Origin of the sequence: Massilia sp. MP_M2 (assembly GCF_039123635.1) — a bacterium.
Lineage (GTDB): Bacteria > Pseudomonadota > Gammaproteobacteria > Burkholderiales > Burkholderiaceae_D > Telluria.
The window spans coordinates 233407-255225 of sequence record NZ_JBCHJF010000008.1 but is presented as its reverse complement, the minus strand read 5'-3'; the positions used below and the strand labels follow the sequence as shown (position 1 = coordinate 255225).

Genomic DNA, 21819 nt, shown 5'->3' with positions numbered 1-21819 from the left:
TGGACGGGAAACCCGTCCACCCTACGATGATGCAGGGTGGACGGCTACGCCGTCCACGCGTCTACTGCACGATGGTGTAGCACGGCGTGTAGGCCTTGCCCGGCAACTTCATGCGGCTCTGTTCGACGAACGACGCCAGCAGCGCATCCATCGGCCCCATGATCGCGGCCTCGCCACGGATCTCGTACTTGCCGAATTGCTCGATCGCGCGAATCCCCTCTTCCTTCACGTTCCCGGCCACCACGCCCGAAAATGCGCGGCGCAGATTGGCCGCCAGCAGGTGCGTCGGGATGCCCCGGTGCAGGTCGAGGTTGCGCATGTTTTCATGGGTCGGACGGAACGGCTTCTGGAATTCGTGGTCGATCTTCAGGCGCCAGTTGTAATAGTAGGCATCGCTGTGCGCCTTGCGGAAGGCCCGCACTTCGCTGATGCCCTTGACCATCGCGACCGCCACCGCATCCGGATCGTCGATGATGATCTGGTAGCGCTTCTGTGCGGCTTCGCCCAGCGTCAACGCCAGGAACGCGTCGATCTGCGTGAAGTAGTCGCGCGATGACGCCGGGCCGGTGAAGATCAGCGGGAACGGGATCTCGGCGTTATCGGGGTGCAGCAGGATGCCAAGGATGTACAGGATTTCTTCGGCCGTGCCGGCGCCGCCCGGGAACACGACGATGCCGTGGCCAGTGCGCACGAAAGCCTCGAGGCGTTTTTCGATGTCCGGCATGATCACCAGGTCGTTGACGATCGGGTTCGGCGATTCGGCCGCGATGATGCCCGGCTCCGAGATGCCCAGATAACGCCCGCCCGCCAGGCGCTGCTTCGAGTGGCCGATCGTGGCGCCCTTCATCGGCCCCTTCATCGCGCCCGGACCGCAGCCGGTGCAGATATCGAGTTCGCGCAGGCCCAGCGCGTAGCCGACCTTCTTCGTGTAGTTGTACTCGATGCGCGAAATCGAGTGCCCGCCCCAGCACACGACCAGATTGGGATTGCGCTGCGCCTGCAGCACATTGGCGTTGCGCAGGATGTGAAACACGGCGTCGGTGATGCCGTCAGTGCGGGTCAGGTCGAACTTGGGGTTGTCGGTGACGTCGAAGTTGACGAACACGATGTCGCGCAGTACGGCGAACAGGTGCTCGTGGATCCCGCGGATCATCTTGCCATCGACGAACGCGCTGGCCGGCGCGCCGCGGATATCGAGCTTGATGCCGCGCTCGCGCTGCAGGATGCTGATGTCGAAGCTCGCGTAGCGCTCGAGCAGTTCCTTGCCATCGTCGATGTCGCTGCCGCTATTGAGTACTGCGAGCGCACATTTGCGAAACACGTCATACAGACCCGTGCGACCGGTATCAAGCAGTTTGCTGACCTCGGATTTGGACAGTACTTCAAGCTGGCCTTCGGGCGAAATCTGCGTGTCGACGACCTGCCGGCTTTCGGGAGACAGCGCTGTATCTACTACGGGTAATTCACTTGCTGCTTGCGTCATGATCTGATGTCCTCGTTCTATTCTGTGGTGCGGATTGCCAATAATCTGACCATCCTGTACAGCAATATACGCCAATCCGATGGCGCATGCGCGCCCCGAAACGGGGTGCAGTGCACTATGTTCGGCCCCCGTCGGCGCATCCGGAAAAAAGCTTCGTATGATGCAGGATATGCACTAGAATGCGTGCCTATTGGAACGTTCGCCCGTCGAATAGCGCCATATAACAATTACCTTGTCATTACATTTTCGGGAGGAACCGCATGAGCGGTGCAGCTACTACCCCAGCTCGGGGACCTCTTCCAGAGTTCAAGCAGATCATGGGCCATCCAGCACCGCTGTGGATGCTGTTCATGACGGAATTCTGGGAGCGCTTCGCTTTCTATGGCATTCGTTGGGCACTCGTCCTTTACATCGTCGGCCAGTTCTATGCGGGCGACGCAGCTGGCCAGGCCAGTGCCAACCTGACCTACGGTTCCTACCTCGCGCTGGTGTACGCCGGCGCCGTGTTCGGCGGCTACGTGGCCGACCGCGTCATCGGTTATCAACGCTCGATCCTGGTTGGCGCGATCTTCATGGCGGCCGGCCTGTTCATGATTTCGATTCCGAACCAGGACGTGTTCAAGCTGGGCCTGGCGACCATCATCGTCGGTAACGGCATGTTCAAGCCGAACATCTCGGCCATGGTTGGCCAGCTGTATGCGCTGAACGACACCCGCCGCGATTCCGGTTTCACCATCTTCTACATGGGCATCAACGTCGGCGCATTCTTCGCACCGATCCTGACCCAGCTGCTGGCCGAGAAAGTCTTCGGTACTGCCGCCATGCCATCGTACAAGATCGTGTTCCTGGCCTCGGGCATCGGCATGCTGATCTCGCTGGTCTGGTTCTACATCGGCCGCAAGACGCTCCAGGGCATCGGCGCACCGGTCGGCGAACTGGCCAGCCCAAAGCGCCTGGCGGTGGTCATCGTCGGTTCGCTGATCGTGATCCCGATCGTCTACCTGCTGCTGCAAGCCGGCGCCGCCAACCTGCAGATCCTGCTGACGGTCCTGTTCATCGGCCTGGCCGCGATGCTGATCATCGAAGGTATTCGCGAAGGCAAAGTCGCCCGCGACAAGACCTGGGCGATGATGATCATCTTCTTCTTCAACGTGTTGTTCTGGTGCTTCTTCGAGCAGGCCGGCAGCTCGTTTACCTTCCTGGCCGATAACATCGTCGACCGCAACCTGAACGGCTGGACCTTCCCTGTCGCCTGGTTCCAGTCGGTGAACTCGGTGGCCATCATCGTCTTCGCGCCGATCATCGCCGCAGTCTGGGTCTGGCTGGGCAAGCGCAACGCCAACCCATCGATCCCGCGTAAGTTCGGCCTGGGCCTGATCTTCAACGGCATCGCGTTCGGCCTGCTGGTGTACGCCCTGTCGCAGCTGATCGACGGTAACGGCAAGATCCCGTTCTGGACGCTGTTCGCGGTCTACGTGATCCAGTCGGTCGGTGAGCTGTGCCTGTCGCCAATCGGCCTGTCGATGGTCACCAAGCTGGCCCCTACCCGCCTCGTCGGCCTGGGCATGGGCGGCTGGTTCCTGTCGACCGGTATCGGCAACAACCTGTCGGGCATCTTCGCCTCGCACGTCTCGGGTGAAACCGGCATGACGGTCGCATCGGCGCTCGATGGCTACAACTTCGGCCTGCTGTCGCTGCTGGGCGGCGGCATTCTGCTGGTGCTGCTGGCACCGGTGATCCAGAAGCTGATGCACGGCGTGAAGTAAGCGCCCTACGCACCAATAAAAACGGCGGCCTGCGGGCCGCCGTTTTTGTTTCAGCAAAAGCCGGGGTCAGGTCTGACATTCGGACACGATCTCGACAGTCGGGGAAGAGGAACTAGCTGGCGCAGAGCCATGCCAATACCGGCAACGCAGCGTTGGAAGTGGCTACGGCTGAGGTCGTGTCTAAATGTCAGACCTGACCCCGGCTGTTGTTTGTTGGTGATGCAGGGTGAACGGCATAGCCGACTGTGCATCCTGGTTCACCCTATGTCTTCACCGCCTTTTCACGCGCTACCCAGAACAGCAGCGCCACGATCACCGCGTACGGCAGCATGCTCAGCACGTTCGCGCTGTCGCCCGCAAAGAACGGGTTGTACGCCTCGGCCCAGCGCGCGGCCGCAGCGTCGAAGTCGGTCAGCACGCCGGCCGTGATGGCGATGATGATCCCTGCCAGCGCGCCGCCGGCGATATAGCCCGACGCCAGCAGCACGCCCGAGCTGCGGTCATTTGCCGCCTGGCGCTCTTCTTCGTTCAGGCCCACGTTCTGCGGCAGCTTGTTATTGCGGCGGTCCGCCAGCCAGCGTACCGTGCCGCCGATCGCGATCGGCAGCGTCGCCACCAGCGGCAGGTAGACGCCCACCGAAAACGCCAGCGACGCGATCCCCGCCATTTCCAGCACGATCGCGATCATCACGCCAAACAGCACCAGCGTCCACGGCAGCTCACGGTCCAGGATGCCCTTGATGATGTACGACATCAGCACCGCTTTGGGCGCATCGTACTTTTTCACTTCGGTGCCGTCCGGGCGTGTCTTGTGGTGGCCGTTGATGCCCGGGTCGACCAGATACACCGCCTTGCCCGCGTTGTCGACGAAGTACTTGCCGGCCGGGCCGCCGACCGTGTCGGTCTTGTGCCAGACTTTATAGGTGTTCTTGTCCGTCTCGGCCTGCGGGCCGTGCAGCGCGCCGGTGTCGGTCAAGCGGGATGCATCGACCGTCAGGCCAGGCGCCACCTGGGCCGCCGGCACGTACACGGTGCCCGCGTCGTTCAGCTTGAGCAGCACCGGCCCCAGGATCAGCGCCGACGCAAATGCGCCGCACAGGATCGCGTATTGCTGCATGCGCGGCGTGGAGCCGACCAGGTAGCCGGTCTTCAGATCCTGCGACGTGGTGCCCGCATTGCTGGCGGCGATGCAGACGATCGCGCCGACCGACAGCGCGGTCACGTAGTACTGGCCGCCCGTCCAGCCCATCAGCAGAAAGATCAGGCAGGTAAACAAGAGCGTGGCCACGGCCATCCCCGAGATCGGATTCGACGACGAACCGATCTCGCCCACGAGCCGTGACGATACCGTCGCAAACAGAAAGCCGAACACCAGGATCAGCACCGCGCCGAGCACGTTCATGTGCAGCGGCGTGGCCAGCGAAATCACGGCGACGATCGCCAGGCAGCCGATGACGACCCACTTCATCGGGATGTCGCGGTCGGTACGCAACGACGCGTCGGCGCTGCTGCCGTTCTTCATGCCGGCCAGGCCGCCGCGCAAGCCGTTCCAGATTGTCGGCAGCGAGCGCGCCAGCGAGATCAGGCCGCCCGTGGCCACGGCGCCGGCGCCGATGTAGAGAATGTAGGCGCTGCGGATATCGTCGCCCGTCATGTCGCGGATCGGGATCGTGCCGGGCGAGAGCGGCGTGCTGGCCAGCTCGCCGAAGAACTTGATCATCGGGACCAGCATCAGCGACGCCAGCACGCCACCGGCGGCCATCGTGAAGGCGATGCGCGGCCCGATGATGTAGCCCACGCCCACCAGCTCGGGCGAGATCTCGGCACCGATGCTGCCGGTCTTCAGGGGTGCACCGAACTCGAAGTTGACGGTGTCGCGCCAGCCCTTGAACGACACACTGAGTGTCTTGTACAGGATGCCGATGCCGAAGCCCCCGAAGATCAGCAGCGCGCGCCGCTTGGCGATGCGGGCCGCGTCGCTGCCGGCGATGCGCACTTCGCCCGCCGCGTCGCGCGAGACGTCGGTGGCCGCGGCCTTGAGCACCTCGGCGCAGGCCGTGCCTTCCGGGTATTTCAGTTCGCGGTGCTGGTCGACGATCAGCGTGCGGCGCAGTGGAATCATCATCAGGATGCCGAGCAGGCCACCGAGCACGCCCACCAGCAGCACGCGCGAGATTTCCAGGTCAAAGCCAAGGATCAGGATCGCCGGCATCGTCACGCCCAGACCGAAGGCGAGCGATTCGCCGGCCGAACCCGCCGTTTGCGCAATGCTGTTTTCAAGGATCGTCGATTCGCGCGCGCCGAGCTGTTTCGCCACGCCGAACAGCGTGATGGCGATGACCGCCACCGGGATCGAGGCGCTGACGGTCAGGCCGACCTTGAGTACCAGATACAGCGACGAGGCGCCGAAGATCATGCCGAGGATAACGCCCATGATCAGGGCGCGCGGCGTCATTTCAGCCAGTTGGGCATGCGCGGGAATATACGGTTTGAAGCTTGAATCGGGAGGCATGGTGTCCTTGGTTGCGGGCGTAGCTCGCCGCTGCGGACGAACCGAAAGCAGGAATATCGCACATGCACGAATGGAAAGAAAGCGCCGGCTGAAAGCGGACTATAATCGCCCGATCCTGGCCCGCCACGTGGCCGACAGTAACGTTCTACAGTGAGAGTTCGGCATTGAAAGCGACCAACCAACAGTCCGCAACAACCCTGCTGGGCATGAAGCGCGCGTATGCGTACGTGCTGATCTTTTTCGCTGCACTGGTGCTGATCGCGGGTGGCCTGGCGATCGGCGTGTGGAGCGCGATCAGCGCCAAGGTGCCGCCGATCGACGCCGTCACCGACTACCGCCCCAAGATCCCGCTGCGTATCTACACGCAAGACAATGTGCTGATCGGCCAGTTCGGCGTCGAGCACCGCGATTTTGTACCAATCGCGAAGATCCCCGTGATGATGAAAAGCGCCGTGCTGGCCATTGAAGACACGCGCTTTTATGAACACGGCGGCATCGACTTCATCCGCGCGATGGGCGCGGCCCGCGCCAACCTGCGCGGCGGCTTTCGCCAGGGCGCGTCGACCATCACGATGCAGGTCGCGCGCAACTTCTTCCTCACCAACGAAAAGACGCTCTCGCGCAAGCTGACCGAAGTCGCGCTGGCCTACAAGATCGAAGGCTCGCTGTCCAAGGACCAGATCCTCGAGCTGTACATGAACCAGATCTATCTGGGCCAGCGCTCCTACGGTTTTTCGAGCGCTGCGCGCAGCTATTTCGGCAAGACGCTCGATCAGTTGTCGCTCGCCGAGACGGCGATGCTTGCGGGTTTGCCGCAAAACCCGGCGCGCACCAATCCCGTGTCGAACCCGAAACGTGCAGCAGCCCGCCAGCACGCCATCCTCAAGCGCCTGCTGGAACTGGGCACGATCACCGAGGCGCAATACACCGCCGCACTGGCCGAACCGCTGCGCGTCAAGCGCGACGCTGGCCAGACATTCGACACGCCGGCCCAGTATGTCGCGGAGCTGGCGCGCCAGGCGGTCTACGCGCAGTTCGGCGAAGAAGCCTACACGCGCGGCATCGTGGTCACGACGACGATCCGCGCTGCCGAGCAAAAGGCAGCGTATGAATCGGTGCGGCGCAACGTGCTCGCCTACGACAGCCGCCATGGCTACCGTGGTCCCGAGGCACGCGTCGAGCTGCCGCTTGACCCCGAACAGCGCGACGAGGCCATCGCCGACGCGCTGCAGGCGCGCCGTTCCAGCGACGGCTTGCTGGCCGGCGTCGTGCTCGCGGCCAGCACCGGCCAGGTGCGGGCAACCCTGCTGTCCGGCGAAGACGTCGTCATCAAGGGCGCCGGCCTGAAGTTCGCCAGCCCGGGCTTGCAGCCGGGCGCGCGCGAGGCGCTGCGGATCACGCCGGGCGCCCTCATCCGCCTCACGAAGGACAAGGCCGGCGACTGGTCGATCGTGCAGGTGCCGCAGGTCGAGGCGGCGTTCGTGGCGATCGATGCCGACACCGGCGCCTACCACGCGCTGGTCGGCGGTTTCGATTACAACCTGCAAAAGTTCAACCACGTCACGCAGGCATGGCGCCAGCCGGGATCGAGCATCAAGCCATTCGTGTATTCGGCCGCGCTCGAAAAGGGTTATTCGCCCACCACCCGCATTCTCGATGCGCCGCTCGAACTGCCCGGAGCCAGCGAAGACACACCCTGGCGGCCGCAGAACGATGACGGCGTGTTCGACGGCGAAGTCACGCTGCGCCAGGCGCTCGTCAAGTCGAAGAACGTGCCAACAGTGCGCGTGCTGCGCGCGGTGTCGGTCGATTTCGCGCACCAGTACCTCGAGCACTTCGGCTTCGACCTGGCGCGCCATCCACGCAACTACACGATGGCACTGGGCACGGGCGCGGTCACGCCGCTGCAGCTGGCCGGCGCCTACTCGGTGTTCGCCAACGGCGGCTACCGCGTCAAGCCCTACCTGATCGCGCGCATTGTCGACGGCAATGGCAGCGTGATTGCCGACGTGCCCCCGTCCCAGGGCCCGCAGGAAGCCGATCGTGTCATCACGGCGAGAAATGCCTTCGTCGTCGACAGCATGCTGCGCGACGTGGCCCGCTTTGGCACCGCCGCGGGCTCGGCCAAGCAGCTGGGCCGCACCGACCTGGCCGGCAAGACCGGCACCACGAACGATGCGATCGATGGCTGGTTCGCCGGCTACGCGGGCAAGGTGGTGGCGGTATCGTGGATGGGCTACGACGAACCCCGGTCGCTCGGCGGCCGCGAATTTGGCTCGACGCTGGCAATGCCGATCTGGATCGACTACATGCGCGTGGCGCTGGCCAAGGTCGCGCCGCACGAGCGCACGCCGCCGGAAGACCTGGTCAATGATGGCCGCGACTGGATCTATCCTGAATATGCCGATGCGGCCGAGACACGCACGATCGACATCGCGCTCGCGCCGCCAGCGGCGCCCGTCGACGAATTCCAGCAGCCGTTCGACGAGGCGGCGCCCGAAGGACCATCGCCACTGGAGGCCCTGCCCCACGTGGCGCCACCGCCTGCGCAGCCGCTGCAGCAGTCACCGCCGTCGAATACGCCTCCACCGCAGCAGCCGCCGTTGCTGCCCGCGCAACAGCCCCCGCAAGCGCCACCGCCCGACAACAGCGTGTGGTAGCCTGAGGTTTCCGACAACGCTGTCGGGAACCTCGCGGGCCGCGTACTGGTGGGTCACAGGCGCGCTGCGCGCGTCCAACTATCCAGGGAGATCCACATGGCATATGTCGATGGTTTTGTCCTTCCGCTTCCCAAGTCCCACATCGAAGCATACCGCGCGCAAGCGCAGCTGGCAGGGGCCGTCTGGCGCGAGCATGGCGCGCTGGAATACCGCGAATGGATCGCCGACGACGTCCCGTCCGGCGAACGCACGTCGTTCCCGCAAAGCGTGCAACTCGAAGAAGGCGAAACGGTGATCCTCGCCTGGGCCGTCTACGAGTCGCGCGCGCATCGCGACGAGGTCAACGCAAAAGTCATGAACGATCCGCGCCTGGCCCCCATGATGCAGCCGGGCGGCGTGCCGTTCGACGTCAAGCGCATGTTCTTTGGCGGCTTCGAGCACTTCGTGGCGCTGTAATTGCGCGCGTACCGCTAGCCGTCGCTATCGATGATCCAGTCGGCCAGCTTGCCGCTTGCTCCACGCGGCAGGCGCGGCCCGAAGGAATAGGCGGCCGGGCATTCTGGCGCCGTCAGGCGTTCGCTCAGCCAGGCATGCAAGCCCGCCTGCAGAGCGACATCGGCCGTGGCGCCGGCACGCACCACCACGAAGGCCTTGAGCCGCTCGCCTTCGTCGGGGCGCATGCGGCGCACGCTCGCGTCCAGCACGGCAGGATGCAGCCGCAACACATCGGCCACATAGCCCGGAAACACATTGACGCCGCCCACCTGCACCGCCTGGTCAATGCGCCCGTCGGGCTGAAAACGCCCGTCGTCCCGCCATGCCAGCCGGTCCTGCAACGCTGCCTGCTGGCGCGTGCCATCCGGGCACTGGCGCACCAGGCCAGCGCACTGGCCATCGGTCTGCATGTCGGTCTGCGTGTCGGTCTGCGCACAGGTCGGCGCACAGGTCTTCACATCACCCGGCACAGCGCGCGACCAATACGGGAACAGCGTGTACCCGCCCTCGGGCTCATCACGCCAGCCGACGCCGGCGGTTTCCGAGCTGCCATACACCTGCACCAGCCGCGCCAATCCTGTTGCCAGCGCCGCGTGGGCAACCTCGGGCGGGCACGGCGCCGTCGACGTGACGCCGACGACGTCCGGCACCAGCGCGCCGGCGGCCTGGCCGAATGCACGCCAGAAATCGGGAAACCCGATGACAAGGTCGCCCGCTGTCAGCTGGGCCGCCAGCGCGGCCGGTGCATGGCCGCGCAGATCGCACACGGCCTCGATGCCAAGACGGCGTGGCAGCAAGACCGTAAACAAGAAACCGTAGATATGATGCGCCGGCACCACACTGACAATGCGCCGCCGCTCCGGCAGCAAGCGGGCAAGTGCGTCGACCTCTTGCAACAGCAACGCAAGCGGATGCGTACATGGCTTGGGCGCACCACTGCTGCCAGAGGTGCGAAACGTCAGCGCGCTCCCGTCAGCGTCGAGCCCGGCGTGCGCCGCATCCAGCCAATCTTGCAGACCCGTGCGCGCCAGCAGTGGCGCGCCGGCCGCTTCGTGCAGATGCAACTGGGTTTCCAGCGCCGACGCCAGTCCCATCAGCTCGAGCGAATCGGTGCCCAGATCACGGCGCAGGTCGAGCGCTGCGGGCCAGGGCGCCGCCAGCGTCTGCCTGCCGGGTCGCAGCGCCGCCAGTTCCGCGCCCAGCAGGTCGGCGACCATCCGTTGCAAGCCTGCTCCGTCGCGCCACCAGCGGTCTGCATCGTTCGGTTTGTGTGTCATGAAATGTGAGAATATAAAGTGGAACGCATGGTGACGTTGAATCAGAAGGCTGTCAATTTGGTGGTGACTGTGGCGAAAGACACATTCTCGCAATTAAATAGTGAATTGTTGCGGACGGGCAATTGACACGTCTTTATTGCACATGGCACCATCGTAACCAATATCCTTTGGCCGCGCGTCGGCACCCATTTCATGACTCTTGCCTTTGATTTTCCCGAGCTGGCCGCCCGACTCGACGCGTGTTCTGCCGACGAACTGGACCAACTCGATTTCGGCGTCATCGGTTTCGACGCGAATACCGAGGTCAGCCGCTACAACGTATTCGAGTCGCAAGCTGCCGGCCTGTCGCCGCAGCGCGTCCTGGGCCAGCCACTGTTTACGAACGTGGCAGCCTGCATGAACAACTTCATGGTCGCGCAGCGTTTCGATGACGCGCTGGAACAGAACATTGCGCTCGACGAAACCATCGATTACGTGCTGACGCTGCGCATGCGCCCGGTGAAAGTTGTCCTGCGCCTGTTATCCACCCCCGGTAGCGCCACCCGCTACGTACTCGTCAAGCGGCAACCAAAGTGAGTGACGCCCTCGCCCAGCTCAGCACGGAATACGAGGCGCTGATCCAGTTCCTGTATCTTGCCCCGGTTGGGCTGGTACAGCTCGACGCCGATGGTGAGATCGCCATGATCAACCCGATCGCGGCACAGCTCTTGATGCCGCACTCGCGCAACGGCGGGCTCGACAACCTGTTCGTCGCGCTCGAGGACATCGCGCCCGACCTGCGCAATCTGTGCCAGCAGAGCACCATCCAGAGCGGCAAGATCTGCGACGGCATGCACGTGCACCTGCATGCCGGCAGCGGCTCGGGCAAGCGCATGCCGCAGATCCTGTCGATCACGCTGCTCAGGCTCGATGCCAGCCGCATCATGGCCGTCATCGACGACATCACCGAGCAGGTGCGGCGCGAATGCCGCCAGCGCCAGAACGATGCCTGGCTCAATGCGGTCCTGACGGGCATCGCCGATTACGCGCTGGCCAGCCTGGATGCGCAAGGCCGGCTATGCGAATGGAACCCAAGCATCGGCCGCGTGACCGGTTTCGGCCAGGATGCCGAGGGGCAGAGCTATACGATGTTTTATCCGGCCGATGCCATTACGCCCGAGCACGCGCTGGACCGCTTGCGCGAAGCCGATGCCGATGGCTGGGCACTGGACGAAAGCCGCCTGCTGCGCGCCGACGGCAGCGCATTCTGGGGCAGCGTGATGATCGCGCCGCTGCCGGAAGCCGACCGCGAAACCGCAGATGGCACCCCGTGCCTGCCCTGCGAAGCGGGGGCCGCGTATTGTCTGATCCTGCGCGACGTGAGCGACAAGCGCGATATCGCCGAACGGCGTCGGCGCGAGGCGTTCAGCGACTACCTCACTGGCCTGGCCAACCGCCGCGCGCTGTTCGACGCCACCAGCCAGGAATTGGAACGCAGCCGCGCCGCGCCGCGTCCGACTGCCATGATCATCCTCGACGCCGACCACTTCAAGGCCGTCAACGACCGCTACGGCCATCCGGGCGGCGACGCCGTGCTGCAGCACCTGGCGGCGATCCTGCTCGACTTCTTCCGCGAAGTCGACGTCGTCGCGCGCATCGGCGGCGAGGAATTCGCGGTGCTGCTGCCCTCGACCGACCTGGCGCGTGCGCTGGAACTGGCCGAGCGCCTGTGCGCGCGCGTCGCGCTGGACGCCAAGAGCTTCGACGGCCAGGCGATCGTCTGCACGATCAGCGCCGGCGTGGCGGTGGCGGTCGACGGCCATGGCGGCGTCGACCTGCTCATCAAGCAAGCCGATCAGGCCCTGTACGCGGCCAAGCGCGCCGGACGCAACCGCGCCCTGACCTGGCAGCCCGAGGCCATACCTGCCGCTACCCAGGAGGCGCTCGATGGAGCCTAAGGTACAACACGACGCGGTCGACGCCTATGAAGCGCTGGTGCAGTTCCTGTACCGGGCGCCGATCGGCCTGGCCCAGACCTCGCTCGACGGCACGGTCGACCTGCTCAACCCGATGGCGTCGCGGCTCTTGATGCCGTTGGCCACCGCGCAGGGCCTGGACAATCTGTTCGACGTACTGACGCCGGTGGCGCCGCACCTGGCGGCCATGGTCGAGGCGTTCATCGAACCGTCCGGCATGATCTGCGAAGGCCTGCGCCTGCCGGTGGGCGTCCCCCATCCCGCCAGCGGCAGCCTGCAGGTGCTGGCGCTGAACCTGATGAAGCTCGACCCCGAACGCCTGATGGCCACCGTGGCTGACGCCACGTTCGAAGTGCAGCGCGAGCAAGAGATGCTGTCGCGCCGCCTGCGCAATGCCGCGCGCACCGATGCCCTCACCCGCATGCCCAACCGCGAAGCCGTGCGCGACGCCCTGCAGCACCTGCTGGCGCAGCCGGTGTCCGACATCGGCTTTGCGGTGCTGACCTTGAATTGCGACCGCTTCCGCCAGATCAATGACAGCCTGGGCCAGGGCGTCGGCGACCATCTGCTGATGCACATGGCCGACCGCCTGCGCGGCGCGCTGCGCCCGTCGCTCGGCCGGATCGAACCGGGCATGCAGAGCGGGCAACTTGCCGCGCGCACCGGGGGTGACGAATTCGTCGTCCTCCTCGATGGCCTGCGCGGCCGCGCCGACGCCGAGCGCATTGCGCTGCGCCTGCTCGACGCGCTGGCCCACCCTTATCTGGTCGATGGCCACGACATCGTCTGCGGCGCCAGCGTCGGCCTGGCCTGGAGCCTGGACGATCCTGAGATCGCCCTGCGCGACCCCGACGACGTGCTGCGCGACGCCGGTATCGCGATGGTCGAGGCCAAGCGGACCGGCGGCAACCGCCACGTGGTGTTCGCGCCGAGCATGCGTGAACGCGCCGCGCGCCGCGCCGGCATCGAAGCCGAACTGCGCCAGGCACTGGTCGAAGAACAGCTGTTCGTCGTCTACCAGCCAGTCGTGCGCCTGTTGCCCTGTGGCGGCGTCGATTACGCCGCCGGGGTCGAGGCGCTGGTGCGCTGGCGCCATCCGGTGCGCGGCATCGTGCCGCCGATCGACTTCATCGAGGTGGCCGAAGAATGCGGCCTGATCGGTCTCCTGGGCGACTTCGTTCTCGAACGCGCCAGCCGCGATTTCCTCGATTGGCGCGCGCGCCTGGGCGAGCGCGCACCCGGCCTGATGGCGGTGAACCTGTCGCGCGCGCAGCTGGCACAGCCGGGCTGGATCGACGGCGTGCGGCGCATTCTGCACGACACCGGGATGCCGCCGGGCTGCCTGCAACTCGAGGTCACCGAAAGCCTGGCGGCGCAGGACCAGGATATCCAGCAGCGCCTGCATGACCTCAAGGCCCTGGGCATCCAGCTGGCGCTGGACGATTTCGGCACCGGCTATTCGTCGCTGTCGAGCCTGCACCTGCTGCCGGTAGACACAGTCAAGATCGACCGCTCGTTCGTGTGCCAGGCCGATACCAGTGCGCACCACCGCGTACTCATTGAAGCCACCGTCAAGGTTGCGCGCAGCCTGGGGATGACGACCGTGGCCGAGGGCGTCGAAACCCAGTCGCAGCTTGACGTGGTGCGCAGCCAGTTGTGCGACAAGGTGCAGGGCTATTTCTATAGCAGGCCTCTGCCTGCCGCCGAACTGCTGTCCTGGCTGGCAAGTTACGAGGCCGCCATCCACTGACGCCTGCGCTGACGTGCGCTGGGCGTGTCGTCCTACAAGATTGGACTCTGTGTTCCTATTCGCTTGAACCCATGGCTGCTTGATGATAAGACAACTTAATCATCACGGAGACTACCATGACACGCACCCTCGGAACCGCACTGATCGCAGGCATGATGGCACTGGGCCTGGCCGCATGTGATACCCCAAGCAAGACCACCGACACGATGAGCGGCTCGAGCAGCACGATGTCGACGACCGGCTCGGTGCAAACCCCAAGCACGACCGCAGGCCAGGGTAGCTGGAATTCGGGCGCGACCGGCGCAACCGGCGTCAACAGCGCATCGGGCACCACCAGCAACAATGAGCCAGTGACCAACTCGGCTACCGGCCGCTGATCCACAGGCAGGAGCAACAGCCCACAGCGCCATATCGCGCGCGTGGGTGGTCCGTCGGTTACCCAAGGGTGACCGACTGATCATGTCATTTCCTTCTCAAGGAGCATAGCTATGAAAACACTTCACACTGCACTCATTGGCGTCCTCATGGCCTTCGCCCTGGCAGGCTGCAACACTACCGACACCATGGGCACCAGCAGCAGCGGTTCGTCCTCGATGGGCACCACAGCAGCTGGCTCCACCGGCAATGCGACGGTCGATGCGCAGATGGGCATCACGCCGACGGCTGGCGCCAACACCGGCTCCACCCCTGCTACCGGCACTGCCAGCACGCCAACCAACACCAGTCACACGACGACGGGCTCGGACAGCAAGCAGTAAGCAAGCAGTAATCCGATGTACGCATGACCGGATTCCCGGTCGTGCGTCGGGGCTGGCGCGGTAGAATCACGCCATGCCCACCCCTCTCGTGACATCCTCCCCATGAAACGCTGGCTCGCACGCCTGTTTGGCGCCGCGCCCACGAGGGCTGCCGATCAGCCACCTTCCTCGTCTTTCGTGCCGCCGTGCGAAGCGGTGCCCATGCCAATGGTCAATGACCAGCCCGCGCTCGACCTGGACCTCGCGTTCTTTCACTGGCTGGCCGCGCCGCACGTTACCGGTGCAGGGGGCGATGAAACCGTGGTGCTCGACGAACTGACGCGCCTCGTGCGCGATCCGCAGGCGGCCAGCAGCCTTGTACCCCGGGTGCCGGCCGTAATCCCCCAAGTGCTGCGCAGCCTGCGCAGCGAGTCCGCCTCATCGGCCGATCTGGCGCGCCAGGTGGCGCAGGACACGGTGCTTGTCGCCGAAGTGATCCGCGAAGTCAACAGCCCGTATTACCAGCCCGGCACGCCGGTGCGCAACCTGGAAGGCGCGCTGCTGCTGCTTGGCCAGAACGGCTTGCGCATGCTGCTGGCACGCGTGGCGTTTCGCCGGATTATCAGCCTGCAGACCAGCCGCCTGGCGCGCCTGGTCGCGCCGCAGTTATGGAACCAGTCAGAGAAATGCGCGCAGGCAGCCAGCCTGCTGGCGCACAGCCATGGCGCTGATCCGTTCGAAGCGTATCTGGCGGGCCTGATGCACAATGTCGGCCTGATCGTGGCCTTGCGCGTGATCGATGGCCTGCTGCCGACCGGCGGCCTGCCCGACAGCGATGCCTTCGGCCTGCGCCTGGTGCACGCCGCGCGCCTGATCTCGGCCGGGATTGCCGGCCAGTGGGAACTGCCACCGGCCATCGGCCACGCCATTGCCCATGTGGGCAACGCGGCGACCCTGTCCACCCATCTGCCTGCCGCGCTGGGCGAAGCCGACCGCCTGGCCAAGCTGCACATGCTGGCCGGCGGTGGCCAGCCGGCATTCGTGAGCGCCGTGGCAGCCTTGCCCGCAGGCCTGCGCCAGGTCTACGACACCTTCAACGACGCCGACAATGCCGGCCAGCAGGACGCCTGAATGCCCTTTCCCATCGAAGAAAAACTCGTGATCGGTGTCGCCTCCAGCGCACTGTTCGACCTGTCCGACTCACACCAGGTCTATCTGGACGAGGGCGCGGAAGCCTACCGCAGCCACCAGGCGCGCCAGCGCGACGTGATCCTGGCGCGCGGCGTGGCGTTTCCGTTCATCCGGCGCTTTCTTAGCATCAACAGGTGTTTTCCGCAGCAGGCGCCCGTCGAAGTGGTGCTGTTCTCGCGCAATTCGCCTGAGACGGGCTTGCGCGTCATGCGCTCGATCGCCCACTACGGCCTGGACATCTCGCGCGCCGTGTTCATGAGCGGCAAATCGCCGTATCCGTATCTGCCCGCATTCAACACGGCCCTGTTCCTCTCGGCAAACGAAGAAGACGTCAAGAGCGCGATCGCGGTCGATTATCCGGCTGGCCTCGTGCTGCCGTCCGCCATCGCCGACGAAGACGACGACATCGAGCTGCGCGTGGCCTTCGACTTCGACGGCGTCATCGCCGATGACGAATCCGAAACGGTCTACAAGCGCAACAACGACCTGAGCGAGTTCCACGCCCATGAAACCCTGCACATGGCGCGCCCGCACCAGCCAGGCCCGCTGGCCGGGATGTTTCGCAAACTGGCCATGTTGCAGCAGCTGGAACACAACGCCGAGCAGGCCGACCCGGATTACCGCCGCATCGTGCGCATTGCCATCATCACGGCGCGCAGCGCACCGGCGCACGAGCGCGTCGTGACCACGCTGGGCAGCTGGGGCGTCTCGGCCGACGAGACGTTCTTCCTGGGCGGGATGGACAAGGCGCGCGTGCTGTCGGTGTTCAAGCCGCACATCTTCTTCGACGACCAGCTCACGCACCTCAAGTCCGGCCCTGGCGGCACGATCCCGATGGTGCACGTGCCGTTTGGCGTCGCCAACCGGCGCATCGTCGAGGGCTCCTAGAGACGCGGCAGGGCGATGAGGCGCTCGAGCTCAGGCTGCATCGCCTTGGCCCAGATCGCGTAGCCCGCTTCGTTCGGATGCAGCAAGTCGGGCATGACCGTTTTGCTCAACGTGCCGTCCGGCGTCAGCAACGCGCGGTTCACGTCCAGCAACACGATCCGGTCGCCATCGGCCAGCGCCGGCAATTGCGCATTGATCGCGTCGTTCATGCGCCGGCGCGGGCTCTCGGGCGTCGCATCGCGTGGGAAAATCGCCACCAGCAGGATGCGCGTGCGCGGCAGGCGCTGCCGGAGCTCGTCGAGATTGCGACGGATGCCCGCCAGTGTGCTGGCCGGGAAATCGCCCCGCAAGCCCGTGTTGTTCGTACCGATCATCAGCACCGCCACCTTCGGATCGAGGCCATCGACGGCGCCATTCTGCAAGCGCCACAACACATTCTCGGTACGGTCGCCACCAAACCCGAGTTCCAGCGCATCGAACCTCGCATAGTGGGCCTGCCAGACGCGCGCCCCTTCTTTTTCCCAGCCCTGCGTGATCGAGTCGCCGATGAACACCAGTTGCGGGCTGCGGCCCTCGCGCACCATCCGCTGCGCCTCGTCCAGTTTCTGGCGATGACGCGGCAGCCACCAGTCGATCGACCAGGCTTCGTCGAGTCTGGCCGGCGTGACCGCCACCGTGCGCCAGTCCGCGCACGCCGTGTTCGGCGCGCCGCCTGGCGAGATGGCCACGTTGGCGATGCTGACCTGGCCGCTACCCGTGCCCTCCAGCGCAAACGGCCTGGCCACCTGCGAGAAATCGTCGCCATCGCGGGCGAAGCACGACAGCGCCAGCACCACCCGCTGCCAGCCCTTGCCCTGGGCGGCGCGGCCGGCGAGCACATACGGCACCTCGCGCTCACATCCATCCCCGCACCCGACCTTGACCGCGAGGCCACCCGCAGCGAGCGTGTCGACTTTCAGGTCGAATGCCAGCGTGCCCTGCGCGAGAAATGGCCGCAGGTCCTGCGGCGCGCTCTGCAGCGCCACGCCGCTTTTCCAGATCTGGCGCCACTGCAGCGTGAGAGCGGCGCCACCATCGGCCCGCTTGCTGCGCGCAAGCTCGATGGCGCTGCCCGGAAAAGTCGCGCGCAGCGCCGCGTGGGCAGTGGCCATATCACCCTGGAGCAGGTGCGTGGTATCGGGCGCCAGCGCCAGGATCTCGACGCCGGGCTGCGCCACGTCGTCAAACAACACCACCGCTGCCGGCGGCGCCGCGCTGGCGGCGGCGCACAGCAACGACGAACACAGTATTGACAAGCTGGCCAGTCCAGGGCGCATGGGTTCTCCGTCATGATGGGATGGGAACGCTATCATGCGCGACTTTCAGTGGCCCCGCAATCGCCTCAGGCTCGACATATCCAGCCGCGAAACGCGCCGCCCGCCTCGAACACCTCGATGTCATCGAACCCGGCGTCGTTCGCGATTGCTGCTGCTTCTGAAAAAGACATGATGGTTCCCCCTGGCATTAAATCAGGCATTGAACGTGCGTGACGCCGAAGATGACGTAATGGCAGGAGATGCAACATCGATCCCGAGGGTGCGCGGCGGCGCGATGCGCGTTCGACTATAATTGACGTCCACTTTCCAGCGCATTTTTCACGGATACCTCAAGCACGCGGCATGCCTTTCGACCTCGAGAAACACCTCCCCAAAGCAGGCCATCGTTTCGTCCTGCCGCTCCTTCACGGTTCGTCCGACGCCTACGCGCTGGCGGTTGCCGCCCTCGCACTCAAGGCCCAGGGCCAGATGCTCACCGTCGTCGTGGCCAATGCCAGCGACGGCCAGCGGCTGCTCGACGAAATCCCGTGGTTTGCCGATGGCAAGCTCGCCTGCCACCTGCTGCCCGATTGGGAAACGCTGCCGTACGATGCGTTCTCGCCGCACCAGGACCTGGTATCCGAACGTCTGGCGACGCTACACGAGATCCGCAACGGCCAGTGCGACGTACTGATGGTGCCGGCCACCACGGCGCTGGTGCGCCTGGCGCCGCCGTCGTTCCTCGCGGCGTACACGTTTTTCTTCCGCCAGGGCGAACGCCTCGACGAAGCACGCCTCAAGGCGCAGCTGACGCTGGCCGGCTACACGCACGTGTCGCAGGTGATGTCGCCGGGCGAGTACTCGGTGCGCGGCGGCCTGATCGACCTGTTCCCGATGGGCTCCGTCCTGCCCTACCGCCTCGATCTGTTTGGCGACGAGATCGAATCGATCCGCACGTTTGACGCCGACACCCAGCGCTCGCTGTATCCGGTGCGCGAAGTGCGCCTGCTGCCGGGCCGCGAATTCCCGATGGACGAAGCGGCAAGGACGGGTTTTCGCGGCCGCTGGCGCGAACGCTTCGAAGGCGATCCGTCGCGCTCGCCGGTTTACCGCGACATCGGCAGCGGCATCGCCTCGGCCGGTATCGAGTATTACCTGCCGCTGTTCTTCGACGCGACCTCGACGCTGCTGGATTACCTGCCCGATGGCACGCCGCTGGCGCTGATTGGCGATATCGAAGGCGCCATCGGGCGCTTCTGGATGGACACCGAGTCGCGCTACCGTTTCCTGAAAAGCGACCGTGAACGCCCGATCCTGGAGCCGACCGAACTATTCCTTAGCGCCGAGCAGTTCTTCACCTGCATCAAGCCGCACGGTCGCTGGAACATCGCGCGCGACCCGCTCGCACCCGCGTCCGAATTGTCGGCGCCGATTCCCGATGTCGCCGTCAACCGCCGCCTGGATGATCCGCTCGTCAGCCTGCGCACCTACCTGGAGCGCAGCGACACGCGCGTGATGATCTGCGCCGACTCGGCCGGCCGGCGCGAAACGCTGCAGCAGTACTTCAGTGAATACAAGCTCGAGCTGGCGCCGGTCGAAGGCTTCGAGGGCTTCCGCGCGAGCGACGCACGCCTGGCGCTGGGCGTCGCGCCGCTGCAGGCCGGCTTCGAGCTGCTCGATGCGGGCGCCGGCCACCTGGTGTTCATCACCGAGACCGAGCTGTATGCGGGTTCGGGCCGGCGCGCCGGCAAGAAAAAGCAGGAAGCGACGAGCCAGGTCGAGTCGATGGTGCGCGACCTGTCCGAACTCAAGATCGGCGACCCGGTCGTGCACATCAACCATGGCATCGGGCGCTACATGGGCCTGACCAGCATGGACCTGGGCGAAGGCGAGACCGAATTCCTGCACCTTGAATACGCGAAAGACACGAAGCTGTACGTGCCGGTGTCGCAGCTGCATGTGATCGCGCGCTACTCGGGCACGGCCGCCGAAGACGCGCCGCTGCATTCGCTCGGCTCGGGCCAGTGGGAAAAAGCCAAGCGCAAGGCCGCCGAGCAGGTGCGCGACACGGCCGCTGAACTGCTGAACCTGTACGCGCGGCGCGCGCTGCGCCAGGGCCACGCGTTCGAGTATTCGAACGTCGACTACGAAAACTTCTCGCAGAGCTTCGGCTTCGAAGAGACGCCCGACCAGGCCGAGGCGATCCACAACGTCATCAAGGATATGACGTCGGGCCGCCCGATGGACCGGCTGGTGTGCGGCGATGTCGGCTTCGGCAAGACCGAAGTCGCGCTGCGCGCAGCCTTCATCGCGGTCATGGGCGGCAAGCAGGTCGCGATCCTGGCGCCGACGACGCTGCTGGCCGAGCAGCACGCGCAGACCTTCGCCGACCGCTTCGCCGACTGGCCCGTGAAGATCGCCGAGCTGTCGCGCTTTCGCACTGGCAAGGAGATCAACAATGCGATCAAGGGCATGGCCGATGGCACGCTCGACATCGTCATCGGCACCCACAAGCTGCTCTCGCCCGACGTGAAGTTCACGCGCCTGGGCCTCGTGATCATCGACGAAGAACACCGCTTTGGCGTACGCCAGAAGGAAGCGTTGAAATCGCTGCGCGCCGAAGTTGACGTGCTGACCCTCACCGCCACGCCGATCCCGCGCACGCTGGGCATGGCGCTGGAAGGCTTGCGCGATTTTTCGATCATCGCCACCGCGCCGCAAAAGCGCCTGGCGATCAAAACCTTCGTACGCAGCGAAGACGGCTCGATCATCCGCGAGGCGTGCCTGCGTGAACTCAAGCGCGGCGGCCAGATCTACTTCCTGCACAACGAAGTCGACACCATCGAAAACCGCCGTGCGATGCTCGAAGAGCTGCTGCCGGAAGCCCGCATCGGCGTGGCCCACGGCCAGATGCACGAGCGCGACCTTGAAAAAGTCATGCGCGACTTCGTGGCGCAGCGCTTCAATATCCTGCTGTGCACGACCATCATCGAGACCGGCATCGACGTGCCGACCGCAAACACGATCATCATGCACCGCGCCGACAAGTTCGGCCTGGCGCAGCTGCACCAGCTGCGCGGGCGCGTGGGCCGCTCGCACCACCAGGCGTATGCCTATCTGTTGGTGAGCGACGTGCAGAACCTGACCAAGCAATCGCAGCGCCGCCTGGACGCCATCCAGCAGATGGAAGAACTGGGCAGCGGCTTTTACCTGGCGATGCATGACCTGGAAATCCGGGGCGCGGGCGAGGTGCTGGGCGAGAACCAGTCGGGCGAGATGCTGGAGATCGGCTTCCAGCTGTATTCGGACATGCTCAACGAAGCGGTACGCTCGCTCAAGGCCGGCAAGGAGCCCGATCTGGCGGCGCCGCTGTCATCGACCACCGAAATCAATCTGCACGTACCGGCGCTGCTGCCGGCCGACTACTGTGGCGATGTGCACGAGCGCCTGTCGATCTACAAGCGCCTGGCCAATTGCGAAACGCTTGATCGCATCGACAGCATGCAGGAGGAGCTGATCGACCGCTTCGGCAAACTGCCCGAGCCGGTGAAGGCGCTGGTCGAAACGCACCGGCTGCGCATCGCCGCCAAAGCGGTGGGCATCGTCAAGATCGATGCACACGGCGAGGCGGCCAGCCTGCAGTTCATGGAAAAGCCGCCGATCGATCCGATCAAGATCATCACGCTGATCCAGAAGAACCGCCACGTCAAACTGGCGGGCCAGGACAAGCTGCGCATCACGGCCAGCATGCCCGACCTGTCGGCGCGCGTGAATCAGATCAAACAGACCATCAAACAACTGCTCGCATAA

General features: G+C 65.1%; 15 protein-coding genes. 11 read left to right on the top strand and 4 right to left on the bottom strand.

Going from position 1 to position 21819, the window contains the following annotated elements; translation table 11 throughout:
* Positions 1–61: 61 nt before the first annotated feature.
* On the bottom strand, positions 62–1483 hold the full coding sequence (gene ppnN / locus RCH14_RS17735) for a nucleotide 5'-monophosphate nucleosidase PpnN (RefSeq protein WP_343027421.1): 1422 nt from the start codon (positions 1481–1483) through the stop codon (positions 62–64).
* A 260-nt stretch (positions 1484–1743) separates the two neighbouring features.
* Here ppnN and RCH14_RS17730 point away from each other — a divergent pair, with 260 nt between their 5' ends.
* Complete coding sequence (locus RCH14_RS17730) at positions 1744–3249, top strand: oligopeptide:H+ symporter (protein ID WP_343027420.1); 1506 nt, start codon at positions 1744–1746, stop codon at positions 3247–3249.
* A gap of 262 nt (positions 3250–3511) precedes the next feature.
* Here RCH14_RS17730 and RCH14_RS17725 read toward each other — a convergent pair whose 3' ends face one another.
* Positions 3512–5761: an OPT family oligopeptide transporter gene (locus RCH14_RS17725; RefSeq protein WP_343027419.1), complete on the bottom strand. Its 2250-nt coding sequence runs from the start codon at positions 5759–5761 to the stop codon at positions 3512–3514.
* Between the two features lie 206 nt (positions 5762–5967).
* Between RCH14_RS17725 and RCH14_RS17720 the strand changes: the two genes are divergently transcribed.
* The gene (locus tag RCH14_RS17720) at positions 5968–8421 is read left to right on the top strand and encodes a PBP1A family penicillin-binding protein (RefSeq protein ID WP_343027454.1); all 2454 of its coding nucleotides are present in this window, start codon (positions 5968–5970) and stop codon (positions 8419–8421) included.
* A gap of 96 nt (positions 8422–8517) precedes the next feature.
* Positions 8518–8877 carry a DUF1428 domain-containing protein gene (locus RCH14_RS17715; protein ID WP_343027418.1) on the top strand — a complete coding sequence of 120 codons (360 nt, stop codon included), beginning with the start codon at positions 8518–8520 and terminating at the stop codon, positions 8875–8877.
* A 14-nt stretch (positions 8878–8891) separates the two neighbouring features.
* On the opposite strand, the gene RCH14_RS17710 is transcribed toward RCH14_RS17715, so the two are convergent.
* On the bottom strand, positions 8892–10193 hold the full coding sequence (locus tag RCH14_RS17710; RefSeq protein ID WP_343027417.1) for an AMP-binding protein: 1302 nt from the start codon (positions 10191–10193) through the stop codon (positions 8892–8894).
* Between the two features lie 192 nt (positions 10194–10385).
* Between RCH14_RS17710 and RCH14_RS17705 the strand changes: the two genes are divergently transcribed.
* The 7 genes from RCH14_RS17705 to RCH14_RS17675 all read left to right on the top strand — a co-directional run bounded on the left by RCH14_RS17705 (position 10386) and on the right by RCH14_RS17675 (position 16714).
* Complete coding sequence (locus tag RCH14_RS17705) at positions 10386–10769, top strand: phosphonate transporter (RefSeq protein ID WP_343027416.1); 384 nt, start codon at positions 10386–10388, stop codon at positions 10767–10769.
* A complete protein-coding gene (locus RCH14_RS17700; protein WP_343027415.1) occupies positions 10766–12130 on the top strand; it encodes a diguanylate cyclase domain-containing protein in 1365 nt (454 codons plus the stop codon). Before RCH14_RS17705 ends, RCH14_RS17700 begins: the two co-directional genes overlap by 4 nt.
* Complete coding sequence (locus tag RCH14_RS17695) at positions 12120–13898, top strand: EAL domain-containing protein (protein WP_343027414.1); 1779 nt, start codon at positions 12120–12122, stop codon at positions 13896–13898. Before RCH14_RS17700 ends, RCH14_RS17695 begins: the two co-directional genes overlap by 11 nt.
* 116 nt (positions 13899–14014) lie before the next feature.
* Complete coding sequence (locus RCH14_RS17690) at positions 14015–14275, top strand: hypothetical protein (protein WP_343027413.1); 261 nt, start codon at positions 14015–14017, stop codon at positions 14273–14275.
* Between the two features lie 111 nt (positions 14276–14386).
* Positions 14387–14656, top strand: coding sequence for a hypothetical protein (locus tag RCH14_RS17685; RefSeq protein WP_343027412.1), 270 nt, complete (start codon positions 14387–14389; stop codon positions 14654–14656).
* Positions 14657–14758: 102 nt separating this feature from the next.
* The gene (locus RCH14_RS17680; protein ID WP_343027411.1) at positions 14759–15766 is read left to right on the top strand and encodes an HDOD domain-containing protein; all 1008 of its coding nucleotides are present in this window, start codon (positions 14759–14761) and stop codon (positions 15764–15766) included.
* A complete protein-coding gene (locus RCH14_RS17675) occupies positions 15767–16714 on the top strand; it encodes a 5'-nucleotidase (RefSeq protein WP_343027410.1) in 948 nt (315 codons plus the stop codon). It abuts the gene before it with no gap.
* Here the strand turns inward: RCH14_RS17675 and RCH14_RS17670 are convergent.
* Positions 16711–18030, bottom strand: a complete 1320-nt coding sequence (locus RCH14_RS17670; RefSeq protein ID WP_343027409.1) for a GDSL-type esterase/lipase family protein — start codon at positions 18028–18030, stop codon at positions 16711–16713. The two genes, RCH14_RS17675 and RCH14_RS17670, sit on opposite strands and share 4 nt — an antisense overlap.
* A gap of 342 nt (positions 18031–18372) precedes the next feature.
* Between RCH14_RS17670 and mfd the strand changes: the two genes are divergently transcribed.
* Positions 18373–21819, top strand: coding sequence for a transcription-repair coupling factor (mfd, locus tag RCH14_RS17665; protein WP_343027408.1), 3447 nt, complete (start codon positions 18373–18375; stop codon positions 21817–21819).

Bases quoted from the DNA above. Each gene is read 5' to 3' on its own strand.
- ppnN (WP_343027421.1), bottom strand. From the start codon at position 1,483: ATGACGCAAGCAGCAAGTGAATTACCCGTAGTAGATACAGCGCTGTCT.
- RCH14_RS17730 (WP_343027420.1), top strand. From the start codon at position 1,744: ATGAGCGGTGCAGCTACTACCCCAGCTCGGGGACCTCTTCCAGAGTTC.
- RCH14_RS17725 (WP_343027419.1), bottom strand. From the start codon at position 5,761: ATGCCTCCCGATTCAAGCTTCAAACCGTATATTCCCGCGCATGCCCAA.
- RCH14_RS17720 (WP_343027454.1), top strand. From the start codon at position 5,968: ATGAAGCGCGCGTATGCGTACGTGCTGATCTTTTTCGCTGCACTGGTG.
- RCH14_RS17715 (WP_343027418.1), top strand. From the start codon at position 8,518: ATGGCATATGTCGATGGTTTTGTCCTTCCGCTTCCCAAGTCCCACATC.
- RCH14_RS17710 (WP_343027417.1), bottom strand. From the start codon at position 10,193: ATGACACACAAACCGAACGATGCAGACCGCTGGTGGCGCGACGGAGCA.
- RCH14_RS17705 (WP_343027416.1), top strand. From the start codon at position 10,386: ATGACTCTTGCCTTTGATTTTCCCGAGCTGGCCGCCCGACTCGACGCG.
- RCH14_RS17695 (WP_343027414.1), top strand. From the start codon at position 12,120: ATGGAGCCTAAGGTACAACACGACGCGGTCGACGCCTATGAAGCGCTG.
- RCH14_RS17690 (WP_343027413.1), top strand. From the start codon at position 14,015: ATGACACGCACCCTCGGAACCGCACTGATCGCAGGCATGATGGCACTG.
- RCH14_RS17685 (WP_343027412.1), top strand. From the start codon at position 14,387: ATGAAAACACTTCACACTGCACTCATTGGCGTCCTCATGGCCTTCGCC.
- RCH14_RS17680 (WP_343027411.1), top strand. From the start codon at position 14,759: ATGAAACGCTGGCTCGCACGCCTGTTTGGCGCCGCGCCCACGAGGGCT.
- RCH14_RS17675 (WP_343027410.1), top strand. From the start codon at position 15,767: ATGCCCTTTCCCATCGAAGAAAAACTCGTGATCGGTGTCGCCTCCAGC.
- RCH14_RS17670 (WP_343027409.1), bottom strand. From the start codon at position 18,030: ATGCGCCCTGGACTGGCCAGCTTGTCAATACTGTGTTCGTCGTTGCTG.
- mfd (WP_343027408.1), top strand. From the start codon at position 18,373: ATGCCTTTCGACCTCGAGAAACACCTCCCCAAAGCAGGCCATCGTTTC.